An 11,884-nucleotide genomic window follows, 5' to 3' on the forward strand; every position below is an offset into this window, starting at 1 on the left:
GCAGGGGAGATGAGCCGGCGGGGCGGCCAGAATAAGCACGGCACCAGGGCCAATAGTATCACGCAATACGTTGCTATAATGCACAGCGGCGCTTTTTCGTGCGAATCATGGCTTCGGTAGCCTCCGAAACCAGGACCAAAAAAGCGGGAGCGCACCGGTACTTTTTCCAGTACCGTATGCGGCTGCTTAAGCTTTGTTGCCAGGGCTCGGCAAGCGCTGCGGTAGCAATTAGCAGCAGAAAAAGAGAAACCTTCGGGGCCGGATTTGCGAATACCATAATCTGCCGGGCGCAAAGCCGCTGCTTTTCTGCCTTTGCCACCCAATATGGCCTTTCCGCTTCAATCGCTCCTGGAAAACATTTTACGCTATACACTTATGGCGAAAGACAAAAAGAAGCACTCAAAAAAAGACAAGGTATCGGATGGTATCCTTGATGCCGCGGCCCTCTCGCTCAAAAAATTTCGGAAGGTGACGAAGCAGATTTCCAAGCTGAGCACCGGCCAGAAGCTGGTGGGCGGGGCCGCATTGCTTGCGGCCGGCCTTACCTACCTGGCCCGAAATCAAAGTGACGACAACCCTGCCTCCCCCGACGATGCCCACCCGCCCAAGCTGCTGGGAGCCGGCCACGAACATTCCCCGGACGAGGAAGCCACGGCCGGTGCGTCACACAAGGGCCGAAAAGCCCCCAAAGCCAAGTGAATTAGCGCATTTGGGTTCTCCCAATACTTTTTCCCTCCCACAAATAGTCCCTTTCAAAAAACGCTATGAAAAAGACCAAGAACAAAAAGAAAACCGGAAATGCCGGCAACAAAACCCTGCTCGGCGGAGCTGCCAAGTCGCTCCGGAAGCTCGGCAAAGGCACGGCCAGCCGCATTGGTGGGTTGAGCACGGCGCAGAAAGTAGTGGGCGGAGCCGCCCTGGTGGCTCTGGGGCTGAACTACCTGTCCAAGCGCCGGCCCAAAGGAGCCTCCAACGGCGCCAATTCTGTGTCTAATGGCACTGCCGCCGACGAGAACCTGGCGGCAATGGACGGCAACGCCTAGCGCGCCGTCATGTTGCAAGGCCAGCAGCGGGAAATGCTCCGTTTTGGCGGGCCGATGAAACCTTCGCAAACAGCAAAGCGGCTGATGCTTCCCGAGCATCAGCCGCTTTGCTGTTTGCGTTCGCTACTCGGCCGGAGCGGCGGCGGGGGGCGGGGTGGCGCTGGCCAGTCGCACGCGCACGGCGTTCGGGCCTTTGGGGCCCATCTCCACTTCAAAAGTCACTTTGTCGTTTTCCCCAATAGTGCCGCCGGCCAGGCCGTTGGCGTGCACAAAAATGCTTTCCTGGGTCTGCTGGTCCTTAATGAAGCCGTAGCCCTTCGACGTGTTGAAGAAGCTCACGATGCCGTTGCGCAAGGTGTCTTCCGGCTCGCGGTCCTCCTGCTTGGCCACACTGATGCGAATGTCCTCATCCTTGATGACACGCTTCTTGGTGGGGTCGGGCGGCGTAGAGGTAATATTGCCGTTCTCGTCCACGTAGGCCAACATTTCTTCCAGCGGCTGACCAGCTTTGGCGTTGGCCTGGCGCTCGGCTTTGCGCTCTTCCTTTTCGGTTTTCTTCTTCGCGCGTTTCTTCTCGTTGTCCTTTTTACCAAATGTCTCTTGAGACCTACCCATAGTACTGTGCTGCTAAATCGTTGTATCTGCTCGGTCCCGTTGAGAGTGCAAAGGGCAAAAGTAGAGGAGTGGATTACTACGAAGATACGCAATAAATGAAGGTGATGGGCAGGGGGCGATTTGTGCGTTCGCCCGAAGGTGCGAACGAGGTTCCTAACCCCTTTTTTTGGCAAATAATCAGCCGGTTTTAGTTGCCGATGCTCCCCGCGTAGCCGTGCTGGGAGGCGCGCTTCTTGCCGTACACCCAATCATCAATATGGCGCTGGCCCGTTTGCTGCGACCACGTTTCGTAGCCGCTGGCATTCAGGAAATCAGTTACCAGTTGCTTGGTTTTAAAAAATTCGTTTCCTTCTTTTTCAAAGCGGAAATCATGGCAAGAAATGGCGACGTTATGAATAACCAACCCTGAATTGAGAAAAGTAGTATTGAAAAATCTTTCCGCTCCTTCGATATTGACCTTGAGCAAATCAATGGTGGCGAGGTTAGTGGCTGCGCAAAAATCCTCAAATGGCAGGCCATCTACTTCGTATACGGTTCCCTTAACAATGTTTTCAAGCGAAGAAGACAGGTAGCTCAGGGGGGCGTCATCAATGGCCACGGTGCCGGGGGCGCTGCTGATGGCAAGATTGAATGAGCGCACGTTGTCAAGCTTATTGAGCGCAATGACCTGCTGCAAAACGTTGTGCACAACCGGGTTGGCTTCTATGGAATATACGGTGCCCGTGGCCCCTACCATGCTGGCGTATATCGACGTTTCCTCGCCCAAACCCGCGCCCACATCCACCACGGTGTCGCCGGGGCCGGGAGTGTAGTAGCGGCAGCTTACCCGGTCTACTTCCTTTGCTAAGACTTCTTTGGTCAGATACCAATTGAACTCCTCGGACGCAACGTGCATGCCACCAACATGGTATATGTAAAAGCGGCCGTTGTTAATAACCTTTAAGCCTTTCAGGTTTTGCTTGTTGCGCAAATACCTCAATTTACAAATCAGGAAGAGCAGGTACTTGTTCTGAATGTTCATAGTTAATAAACGAGGTAGATTGGTACCAGGCACTCAAAAAGCACAACTGTGCATAGGAGGCTATTCTCGACTGTATTGTCAAGCAAAACCTTCAGCAAGAAAGCATCTTTTCTGGTAATGCGGATGGAATAACCGCGCAAGACCACCGAACCAACTGCTTATCGAGTCACCCACCGCGTTTGCCGCCAAGCAGTTTGTTGCACAGGCGTGAGAAAAGTCCAGGCGACCAGGCGGCTTTTTTTCTGGCCCTGGGCCATTTCGATGGTGCGCACCTCGGTAGCTTTGGCCGTTTGCAGGGCACGATACACGCCGGGCAGCGTGTCTTTTTTGGAAACGAGCGACGTAAACCAGTAGCAGGAGCGGGGCCGCCGGCCACTTTCCTGCACCATGCGGCGGATGAATGCCGCCTCGCCGCCCTCGCACCACAGCTCGGCGTTCTGGCCGCCAAAGTTTAGGGCCGGACGGGGGCCGCGGCCGGTTCCCAGGTTGGTGGTTTTGCGCTGGGTGCCCGCCGCCGCCGCCGCCGCAGAGGCATGAAACGGCGGGTTGCACATCGTGAGGTCGAACACTTCGCCGGATTGGATGAGGCCATCGAAAATGCGGGTGCGGGCTGGTTGCAGCCGGCACTCGATGGCCCCGGCCAGCGTGGGGTTGGCGGCCTCAATCTGCTGGGCGGCGCGCACGGCCACGCCATCAATGTCGGAGCCCACGAAGTGCCAGCCGTATTCGCGCCGGCCAATGATGGGGTAAATGCAGTTGGCACCCACGCCCACGTCGAGCACCGTGATTTCTTCGCCCGGCGGCAGGACGCCGCCGTTGCTTTCGGCCAGTAAATCGGCCAGGTAATGCACGTAATCGGCCCGGCCGGGGATGGGCGGACACAGGTAGCCCTTCGGAATATCCCAGTTTTCAATGCCGTAGAACTGCCACAGCAGGGCCCGGTTCAGGGCTTTCACGGCAACGGGGTTGGCAAAGTCAATCGACAGATTGCCGTACTGATTGGGCTGCACAAAGGCGGCCAGTTCCGGGCTGCGCTGGCTGAGCTGCGGGAAGTCGTAGGGCGCCCGGTGCGGGTTGCGCGGGTGCAGCTGGTCTTTCTCGGCTGGGATTTCGGAGGACTTGGGGGGCATCGGGCTAATGAAACGATTGTGTTGGAACGGTCATGCTTCGACTCCGCTCAGCATAACCGTTCTGGGGTTCTTTAACTAAAAGCTGACAACTACCGGCGCGGCGAGCCGCCGCTCTTGCGCTGGCCACCCGCCTTGGTGGGCCGGCTGCCACTTGGTTTGCTGGGGCGGATGGGGTCGGCTTTGCTGGGGCGGGAGCCGGTGGACTTTGGTTTCTGCCCAGGGCCCGCGGCTTTTTCGGGCCGGGGGCCCCACCAGCCGGTGCCCGATGGGTTGTGCATGGACGGCGGGCCTGATTTTTTATAAGGCCGGGCTGCTTTCGGAGCACCGGATTCAGTGGTTTCGGCGGCGCTTCTGGGAGCGGCTTTGGCACTGCGCCGGCCGCTGGAGGCTTCCTCAGTACCGCTCGATTTGGCCACCATGCGCATGATGCCGGCCAGCTCCTGCTCCGTCAGGTCGCGCCAGTCGCCCACGGCGAGGCCTTTCACGCTCACGTTCATGATGCGAACGCGTTCGAGCTTGGTTACCTCGTAGCCAAAATGCTCCACCATGCGGCGGATTTGGCGGTTCAGCCCTTGCACCAGCGTGATGCGGAAGATGTAGGGCGTCTCCTTTTCCACCAGGCATTTTTTGGTGACCACGCCCAGCATGGGAATGCCGTGGGCCATTTCGTCCAGCATGCGGTCGGTAAGAATGCGGTCCACCGTCACGAGGTATTCCTTTTCGTGCTGGTTGCCGGCCCGCAGGATTTTGTTCACGATGTCGCCGTCGCTGGTCAGGAAAATCAGGCCCGAGGAGTCCTTGTCGAGCCGGCCGATGGGGAAGACGCGGGCCGCGTGGTTCACGTAGTCCACGATGTTGCCGCGCACGCCCGGCTCGGAAGTGCTGGTCACGCCCAACGGCTTGTTAAATGCCAGGTAGACCGCGTCTTCGGCCTGCTTGGGCTCCAGCTTCTGGCCGTTCACGCTCACCTGGTCGCGCGGGCCCACCTGGTCGCCGATTTTGGCCGGCTTGCCGTTGAGCAGCACCTGGCCCTGCTCGATGAAGCGGTCGGCTTCGCGGCGCGAGCAAAGGCCGCTTTCGCTGATGAATTTGTTGAGGCGCGTGGAGGAAACGGGGGGCATCGGCGGCGGAAAAATTGGAAAACCGAACCACGACGGCAGAGGTGCATCGGGGGGCTGGCTGGCGCGAAGTTACGGCTTTCGGGGGCGGGGTGGCGGTTGCTGGTGCGTCTCAACTGCTGCAACCCGCAATAAATCCGCTCGTTAGGGAAACCTAATCTTTCCCAATTACTGCCTTTTTATGTCTGATAAACCCACTATTTTCCCGCCCCAAAGCCAGGACGCGGGCGCCGGCCACCCCGGCCTCGAATACAAGATGACCCCCGAGCCCGAGTTCATCCGCGAAGGCTATAAGGGGGCCGACAAGCTCAAGGGCAAAGTGGCCCTCATCACCGGGGGCGACTCGGGCATCGGGCGCGCCGTGGCCGTGCATTTTGCCGTGGAGGGGGCTGACGTGGCCATTTGCTACTTCCCCACCGAGCAGCAGGACGCCGAAAAAGTGCAGGACATCGTGCAGGCCCACGGCCGCCGCTGCCTGCTGCTGCCCGGTGACCTCAAGCAGCCGGCCTTCTGCCAGGAAATCGTGGCCCGCACCGTGGCCGAGCTGGGCGGGCTCAATATCCTGGTGAATAATGCTGCCGAACAAAACTGGCACGACTCGCTGGAAGATATCAAGGATGAGGAGCTCGACAGCATCTTCAATCTCAACATCATAGCCATGTTTCGCATCGCGCGGGCAGCCGTGAAACACCTCAAAGAAGGCGATGCCATCATCAACACCGCTTCGGTGAACGGCTTCAAGGGCAACGAGATGCTGCTGGATTACACGTCCACCAAAGGCGCCATCACGGCCTTCACGCGGGCGCTGTCGCTGCAGCTGATTAAGAAAGGCATTCGGGTGAATTCGGTGGCGCCGGGGCCCATCTGGACGCCGTTTATCACTGGCGTGGGGCTGTTGAAGCTGCCGTTGTTTGGGCACGATGTGCCGATGGGCCGCGCCGGCCAGCCCTCCGAAGTGGCCCCGGCCTATGTGTTTCTGGCCTCGGAGGATGCGTCGTATTTCTCGGGCCAGACGCTGCACCCCAACGGCGGCTCGGTGGTAAATGCTTAGCAACCGGCCGGTGCCCGGGCCATAACTTCTGAACAAGCCCCACCGTATCAGACCAAAAATAGCCAAATGGCTGTTTTTACTTTCTTAATCTTCGCTTATGAACACCAAATTGCTTGGCCTGCTGGCCGCCGCCACCCTGGCCACCGCCGCCTGCTCGCAGGAGAAAAAAACGGAAGAAACTACCACCGTATCCACTCCTGACGCGACGACCACGACGACGACCACCACGACGGTGGACACCACGGCCTACCGCAACGACGCGGACGCCTTGGCCGCCCGCGTGGCCCAGGACCTGAAACTGACCGACACCACGGTGGTGCGCCGCATCAAAACCGTGTACTACACCCGGGGCCGCAAGCTGAACACCTACACCACCGACACCACGGGCCGCTACGCCGCCACCCGAGCCGCCAACGACGAGGCCAACCGGGAAATCAAAACCATCCTGACCAACCCGGCCGAATATAATTCCTACTCCAGCAACCTGGGCACCTACTATGCCGGCCAGCCCTACACAACGGTCACCACGGAATCGACGGTGCATACCGCCTCGCGTGGCGTGGGCCAGGGCTCGGGCGTGAAAAAGATGGAAAATGAGAACGACGGCGACAAAAAAACCAAGTTCGAAAACGGCGCCAAAGTGAAGCGCAACGATGACGGCTCCGTGAAAATCAAACGCGCCGACGGCACGAAAGTGAAAATTGACGAAAACGGCCACCGCACCGTGAAAAAGGGCCTGTTTAAATAAGCTGACGCAACCGCACAAAAAAGCCCGTTCCCAATCAGGAACGGGCTTTTTTGTGCGCCGCAGCTTCGCCCTGGGGTTATTCGTGCTCGTGAATAATTTGCCGGACGTGGTGCTCCAGGTGCAGCACGTAGTCATCAATGAGCCAGCGGAAAGTGACCGGGTTGTTGTTGAGGGAAAAGCATTCGATGGCCAGCGTCGGCGCGGGAATTTGGGCCAGCAAGTGCAGAATGAGGCGGTTGGCGCTGGTCCAGAGCGTGAGCAGGTCGGCCGAAGGCACCTGCCGGTAATTGGCCGCACGCACCCAGGCATCCTGGTCGTAGGGTATTAGCTTGAGGGGCGGCGCCTCTATTTGCGCCAGCACGAAGCGGCGGTAATTATTGACGGCCGAATCGATGAGGTGGCCCAGCACTTCTTTTTTGCACCAGCGGCCGGGGCCGGAAAGCGCCAACAATTCTTCTTCCGTGAACCGTTCCCAGTGCTCGGCCAGCAACGCAAGCTGAGCTTCCAATTGAGTAAGGCTAGCGGATAGTTCCATCATGTTGGCTGACTGATAAATAGGATAGCGAGGCGTGGGCCGTCGCTACCAGCGCAGTGACCAGGAAGCACCGGTGAAAGGGCCGTAGTTGTAGGGCGAAAGCTTGCCCTGCCGGTACCAGGGGCGGGGCTTGCGCGGCGGCGCCAGGCCAGTGCCGTGGGCCGCGGCCGGGTCGTCGGGCGCGGCCTCGACGCGGGTGCGGCCGTTGCGCACGGCAATTTTGCCAAAGGCATAGCCCAACGCGATGCCGATGGGGTAGTCGGAGGCCCAGTGCACACCGTTGTTGAGCATGGAGTAGCCCAGCAGGCCCATCAGCGAGTAGCCCAGCGGGCGGATGAAGTGGTACTCGGGGTAGTTTTCGGCGATGACCGTGACCGTGGCCATGGCCGTGGCCAGGTGGCCGGTGGGGAAGGCGTCGTAGTTGGGGACGAAGTGCTGGTAAGTGCTGTAGGCCGGAAACGGGTTCCATTCGCCGCGGTCTTTGGTGGCCACGTAGGGGCTTTGGCGGCCGGTGAGGCGCTTCATGGCCTGCACCACCAGCCCGGTGCTGAAAATGGCTTCGCCGAGCTCGCCGGAGGTTTGCAGGGCCCGGTTGTCCTTCTTCAGGCCGCCGTATATCCAGAAGCTGGTGGCCACGGTGAGGTGCGTCCAGCCGTCGCCGAGGTAATAGAACGTGCTGTTGAGGTTATCGGGCACGTTGAGCTCCAGCGGCAGGTTGGCGCTGCCGACGTGAAACGGAATGGAAAACAGCGACTTCTGGGTGCTCTTGGCCGTGAGGCCCAGAAACTTGCCGAAATCCTGCGACCAGTCGACAATGGCCTGGTCGGCCACCCACAGCGCCACCGAGCTCACGGCCAGGCCCACAAACGTGTCGGTGTTTTCCTTGCGGAAGGCGTATTTGGGAAACTGGCCCAAATCGCGCGGGATGTGGAAAGCCCAGCGGAAGGCCTTGGGCTTGTCGTAGTGCCAGGTCACGCCGGGGGCCACGGTGTAGTCGGTGATGCGGCCGGCGGCGTCGCGCGGATGAATGTGGGGCAGCGAATCGGTGGGCGCGGCCGAAACGGCAGGGACGGGTGCCGGTTGGCGCCTGGTGGTGTCGGCTGCCAACACAAGCGTGTCGGCAACGGTAGCGCCAAGGCTTGGGCCGGAGGCGGCAATATGCGGCCCACTCGCGGTCAGTGAGGTTGCGCGAATAAAGCTGGTTGGGGCAAAACTCAGACCGAAAGAAAGCGCAACAAACAGCCGTGTGGTACGGCAATAGTAGTTAATGTTCACAAAAAGGAGGCTAATAATAACGGCGGCTAACCGCGCGGCTGGGGTGGGGCGCGGCCTAGCAAGTAGGGAATACAGGCGGGAGATGGCCCGGATAATGGGCCGCAAAGGTAATACCGCCGCCGCGTTGGGGGTAACGTGTGCGACACTATTTCCCGATGACGCAGTGGCGCGCCGAATGTTTTAGGCAAGCAGCGTATCTTTCTGCAAGTGCCGGGCCGTGCGGGCCGGACGCACTTCTGATTCTGCTTCCAAACCCACCCTGTCGATGCCCGAAACTGCTATTGCGCCCCTTGAGGGCATTGTTTCCCCCGCCGGGGCCATTGCGGTCAATCAGTTCGGGGCCGGGTTTACGGCCCTGCGCCAGCGCACGGCCGCCCTGCGCCAGGCGGACGTGGCCGCCCGCCGCGCCCGCCTAAAAAAGCTCGAAAACTGGCTGCACGCGCACCGCACCGATATCCAGAATGCCCTCTTTGCCGACTTCCGCAAGCCCGCCGCCGAAACGGACCTCACCGAAATCTGGACCTCGCTGGTCGAAATCAAGCACACCAGCAGCCACCTCAAAAAGTGGATGGCCCCGCGCCGGGTGGGTGTGAGCATGGCGCTGCTGGGCACCCGCTCCTGGGTGCAGGTCGAACCCAAGGGCGTAGTCCTGATTATCGCGCCCTGGAACTATCCGTTTTACCTGGCCGTGGGGCCGCTGATTTCGGCCATCGCGGCCGGCAACGCCGTGGTCATCAAGCCGGCCGAGCAGACGCCCGCTACTTCGGCCCTGCTGCGCCGGCTGTGCGAAGACCTATTCCGGCCCGACGAAGTGCTGCTGCTGGAAGGCGGCAAGGAAACGGCCACCGAACTGCTCAAGCTGCCCTGGGACCATATTTTCTTCACCGGCAGCCCCGAAGTGGGCAAAATCGTGATGCGGGCCGCCGCCGAGCACCTCAGCGGGCTCACCCTGGAGCTGGGCGGCAAAAACCCCGCCGTGGTGGACGAAACCGCCAACCTGCGCGACGCCGCCGAGAAAATCGTGTGGGGCAAGTTCCTGAACAACGGCCAGACCTGCGTGGCCCCGGACTACCTGCTGGTGCAGGAAAGCGTGCAGCCGGCGCTGCTCACCGAGCTCACGGCCGCCATTCAGCGGGCCTACAACCCCAGCGGCGCGGGCATCGAGCAGTCCGATTCGTTGGCTCGGGTGGTGAACAAGCAGCATTTTGCCCGCCTCGTCGGCCTGCTGGAAGATGCCCAGACCAAGGGCGCCACCTTGGCCACCGGCGGCACCGTCGACGAGGCCCAGAACTACATCGAGCCCACCATTCTGACCAACGTACCGGCCACGGCCCGGGTATTGGAAGAAGAAATTTTCGGCCCGCTGCTGCCCGTGCTCACCTTCAAAAACCTGCCGGAAACGACGGATTATATCAACGCCCGGCTCAAGCCGCTGGCCCAGTACGTGTTCAGCACCAACGCTGAAAACCGGCGCTACCTGCTGGATAACATCTCGGCCGGCGGCGCGGGCGTGAACGAAACGGTGCTGCACTTCGCCCACCCGGAGCTGCCCACCGGCGGCGTGGGCAACTCCGGCCTCGGCAAGGCGCACGGCCACTCGGGCTTCCTGGCGTTCAGCAACGAGAAGGGCGTGATGCGGCAGCGCGTGGGCCTCACGGGCATCAAGGCCATGTACCCGCCCTACACCGGCAAGGTGCAGAAGCTAATTGAGCTGCTGGTGAAGTACCTGTAGCGGCGTTTGGGCAGGCTGATAGGTTACCTTCGGCTGGCGGTGGAATGAAGTGCCATGACGGCTTCATTCTTTTTGCGCGGCGGTTTGGTAATGGGGTTTGGCTGGGTGCTGACGGCTTGCGATGGCGGCCTGGAGGTGCGCTTTGCCCAGCCATTTCCGGCCCAGGCAGCCGATATGGCCGTTTTCCCGGCCCGGCACCGCGCCGTGTACACAGCCGCCGATTCGAATAAGTCGCTCTGCATCGGCCACACGGCGGTATGGCGGCAGGAGCTGCTGCAAGTAACGCTCGGCCGGAATCAACTCGATTCGATGCACCGCCGGCTCCGGGCCGATACGACCTATGCGGAGAAGGATGGCACCCTGCACTACCTGAAGTGGGTGGGCCGCGACTCGGTGCGCGACAGCCGGCTCTGGACCGATACCATTTTCACCCTCACGGGCCCCTCACCCGGCGTATTGCGCCGCTTCCAGGGCCGCTATTACCTCAACACGCCCACCGACGACGGCGACAAATGGCAGGTGCAGCGCCTGGAAATCGACGGCCCACGCCTCAGCTGGCAAGCCTTCGGCACCGACACGCTGCGCCTGCTGGCCCTGGACCCCGCCACCGTGCGCTACCACCGCGAGCACGGCGCCCTTACTTCCTTCCAGCTCATGCCCGCGCCGGGCCCGCAAACCCGCCGCGTGGGCCGCTACGCCGGACTGTGGGACACGCAGGACCACTACCGGCGCCGACGGTGAGAGCCGATAAACCACCTGTTACTTCTGCCGCTGCTGCATCTCGGCGGCCATCTTGCGCTGGCTGGCCAGGAATTTCTTGAACTTTACGGGTCCCAGTACCTGCTGCAATTCCCGTTGGGACGTGGCGTTGATGCGCTTCTGCTCGGCCAGCAGCTGGGGCGACTGGGCCGGAAACTTCTCCCTGGCCGCGTTGGCCTGGGTTACGGTGCTACTGAGGATGCTGCGGACGCGGACCGTTTGGTCGGGAGTGAGCTGCAGGTCGGTGGCCATTACGTCGGCGAGGTCGCGGGCGGCGGTGGGTGGCGTGGGCGAGTCGGGAGTGCGCACGGTTTCGACTACGGGAGCCGGCTTTTCGCGGTGATGGAAAATGGAACAGCTGGCCGCGGTCAGGCTCAGCAACAGCAGTGCGGAAAGGCGAGTTGAACGCATAGGTGCAGGAATAACGATATTCCAACCAGTACGCAGGAAATGGCGTGGAGGTCCATTCAGTGGCAAAAAAGGCCGCGGCTCTTACTCCTTGGGCATGGGCAGCAGCGGCGGGAGGCGTACCAGCTGGCGCTCTACCTTGTTGCGGCGGTTACGGAATTTTTTCTGCTCGAAATGACCGTAGAGCAGGCTGTCGGCCCGGGCCTGCGTGGCCTGCTCGATGCGCCGATGCGCTTCCTCGCGCGCCGCGCCGTGCAGGTTGTGCCGGGCGGCGGCGCGCTCGGCCCGTTCCCGCAGCACAATTTCCTGAAGCCGGTCGCGCCGCCGGTTGCCCATCGTGTTGAGCCAGCCCCGCACGCCGCCCCGGCTCAGGCCGCAATTGCCAAACAGCAGCACCACCAGCAGCGGCAGTAGCAACAGGTACGGCAGCGGCGGGCGTTTCATGATAC

At 61.0% G+C, this 11,884-nt stretch carries 14 protein-coding genes; 6 read left to right on the plus strand and 8 right to left on the minus strand.

Annotated features, from left to right (window positions below):
* Window positions 1–375: 375 nt before the first annotated feature.
* Together J4G38_RS12195 and J4G38_RS12200 are read left to right on the plus strand one after the other, a co-directional pair.
* On the plus strand, window positions 376–699 hold the full coding sequence (locus tag J4G38_RS12195) for a hypothetical protein (RefSeq protein ID WP_210521269.1): 324 nt from the start codon (window positions 376–378) through the stop codon (window positions 697–699).
* Between the two features lie 65 nt (window positions 700–764).
* Complete coding sequence (locus tag J4G38_RS12200) at window positions 765–1,043, plus strand: hypothetical protein (RefSeq protein ID WP_210521270.1); 279 nt, start codon at window positions 765–767, stop codon at window positions 1,041–1,043.
* A 123-nt stretch (window positions 1,044–1,166) separates the two neighbouring features.
* Here the strand turns inward: J4G38_RS12200 and J4G38_RS12205 are convergent, their stop codons facing one another.
* The 4 genes from J4G38_RS12205 to rluF form a co-directional block, all read right to left on the minus strand.
* Window positions 1,167–1,658 (minus strand): cold-shock protein, encoded by a 492-nt coding sequence (locus J4G38_RS12205; protein WP_210521271.1) that lies wholly within the window; start codon window positions 1,656–1,658, stop codon window positions 1,167–1,169.
* A gap of 187 nt (window positions 1,659–1,845) precedes the next feature.
* Window positions 1,846–2,679, minus strand: coding sequence for an FkbM family methyltransferase (locus J4G38_RS12210; protein ID WP_210521272.1), 834 nt, complete (start codon window positions 2,677–2,679; stop codon window positions 1,846–1,848).
* A 158-nt stretch (window positions 2,680–2,837) separates the two neighbouring features.
* The gene (gene rlmF, locus J4G38_RS12215; protein WP_210521273.1) at window positions 2,838–3,809 is read right to left on the minus strand and encodes a 23S rRNA (adenine(1618)-N(6))-methyltransferase RlmF; all 972 of its coding nucleotides are present in this window, start codon (window positions 3,807–3,809) and stop codon (window positions 2,838–2,840) included.
* Window positions 3,810–3,898: 89 nt separating this feature from the next.
* Window positions 3,899–4,930, minus strand: coding sequence for a 23S rRNA pseudouridine(2604) synthase RluF (gene rluF / locus J4G38_RS12220; RefSeq protein ID WP_210521274.1), 1,032 nt, complete (start codon window positions 4,928–4,930; stop codon window positions 3,899–3,901).
* A 178-nt stretch (window positions 4,931–5,108) separates the two neighbouring features.
* On the opposite strand from rluF, the gene J4G38_RS12225 reads away from it, so the two are divergent.
* Entirely contained in the window at window positions 5,109–5,978 is an 870-nt protein-coding gene (locus J4G38_RS12225; protein WP_210521275.1) for an SDR family oxidoreductase, read from the plus strand.
* Window positions 5,979–6,075: 97 nt separating this feature from the next.
* Entirely contained in the window at window positions 6,076–6,726 is a 651-nt protein-coding gene (locus J4G38_RS12230; protein ID WP_210521276.1) for a hypothetical protein, read from the plus strand.
* A gap of 76 nt (window positions 6,727–6,802) precedes the next feature.
* On the opposite strand, the gene J4G38_RS12235 is transcribed toward J4G38_RS12230, so the two are convergent.
* A complete protein-coding gene (locus tag J4G38_RS12235; protein ID WP_210521277.1) occupies window positions 6,803–7,234 on the minus strand; it encodes a DinB family protein in 432 nt (143 codons plus the stop codon).
* A 72-nt stretch (window positions 7,235–7,306) separates the two neighbouring features.
* Entirely contained in the window at window positions 7,307–8,371 is a 1,065-nt protein-coding gene (locus tag J4G38_RS12240) for a phosphatase PAP2 family protein (protein WP_210521278.1), read from the minus strand.
* Window positions 8,372–8,801: 430 nt separating this feature from the next.
* On the opposite strand from J4G38_RS12240, the gene J4G38_RS12245 reads away from it, so the two are divergent.
* Together J4G38_RS12245 and J4G38_RS12250 are read left to right on the plus strand one after the other, a co-directional pair.
* Entirely contained in the window at window positions 8,802–10,268 is a 1,467-nt protein-coding gene (locus J4G38_RS12245) for an aldehyde dehydrogenase family protein (protein ID WP_210521279.1), read from the plus strand.
* 54 nt (window positions 10,269–10,322) lie between these two features.
* Window positions 10,323–11,009 carry a hypothetical protein gene (locus tag J4G38_RS12250; RefSeq protein WP_210521280.1) on the plus strand — a complete coding sequence of 229 codons (687 nt, stop codon included), beginning with the start codon at window positions 10,323–10,325 and terminating at the stop codon, window positions 11,007–11,009.
* 18 nt (window positions 11,010–11,027) lie between these two features.
* Here the strand turns inward: J4G38_RS12250 and J4G38_RS12255 are convergent, their stop codons facing one another.
* Together J4G38_RS12255 and J4G38_RS12260 are read right to left on the minus strand one after the other, a co-directional pair.
* Complete coding sequence (locus J4G38_RS12255; RefSeq protein ID WP_210521281.1) at window positions 11,028–11,438, minus strand: hypothetical protein; 411 nt, start codon at window positions 11,436–11,438, stop codon at window positions 11,028–11,030.
* Window positions 11,439–11,519: 81 nt separating this feature from the next.
* Window positions 11,520–11,879 (minus strand): hypothetical protein, encoded by a 360-nt coding sequence (locus J4G38_RS12260; protein ID WP_210521282.1) that lies wholly within the window; start codon window positions 11,877–11,879, stop codon window positions 11,520–11,522.
* Window positions 11,880–11,884: the final 5 nt, after the last annotated feature.

Source organism: Hymenobacter terricola, from assembly GCF_017921975.2.
Lineage (GTDB): Bacteria > Bacteroidota > Bacteroidia > Cytophagales > Hymenobacteraceae > Hymenobacter > Hymenobacter terricola.

Bases quoted from the DNA above. Each gene is read 5' to 3' on its own strand.
- J4G38_RS12195 (WP_210521269.1), top strand. From the start codon at position 376: ATGGCGAAAGACAAAAAGAAGCACTCAAAAAAAGACAAGGTATCGGAT.
- J4G38_RS12200 (WP_210521270.1), top strand. From the start codon at position 765: ATGAAAAAGACCAAGAACAAAAAGAAAACCGGAAATGCCGGCAACAAA.
- J4G38_RS12205 (WP_210521271.1), bottom strand. From the start codon at position 1,658: ATGGGTAGGTCTCAAGAGACATTTGGTAAAAAGGACAACGAGAAGAAA.
- J4G38_RS12210 (WP_210521272.1), bottom strand. From the start codon at position 2,679: ATGAACATTCAGAACAAGTACCTGCTCTTCCTGATTTGTAAATTGAGG.
- rlmF (WP_210521273.1), bottom strand. From the start codon at position 3,809: ATGCCCCCCAAGTCCTCCGAAATCCCAGCCGAGAAAGACCAGCTGCAC.
- rluF (WP_210521274.1), bottom strand. From the start codon at position 4,930: ATGCCCCCCGTTTCCTCCACGCGCCTCAACAAATTCATCAGCGAAAGC.
- J4G38_RS12225 (WP_210521275.1), top strand. From the start codon at position 5,109: ATGTCTGATAAACCCACTATTTTCCCGCCCCAAAGCCAGGACGCGGGC.
- J4G38_RS12230 (WP_210521276.1), top strand. From the start codon at position 6,076: ATGAACACCAAATTGCTTGGCCTGCTGGCCGCCGCCACCCTGGCCACC.
- J4G38_RS12245 (WP_210521279.1), top strand. From the start codon at position 8,802: ATGCCCGAAACTGCTATTGCGCCCCTTGAGGGCATTGTTTCCCCCGCC.
- J4G38_RS12250 (WP_210521280.1), top strand. From the start codon at position 10,323: ATGACGGCTTCATTCTTTTTGCGCGGCGGTTTGGTAATGGGGTTTGGC.
- J4G38_RS12255 (WP_210521281.1), bottom strand. From the start codon at position 11,438: ATGCGTTCAACTCGCCTTTCCGCACTGCTGTTGCTGAGCCTGACCGCG.
- J4G38_RS12260 (WP_210521282.1), bottom strand. From the start codon at position 11,879: ATGAAACGCCCGCCGCTGCCGTACCTGTTGCTACTGCCGCTGCTGGTG.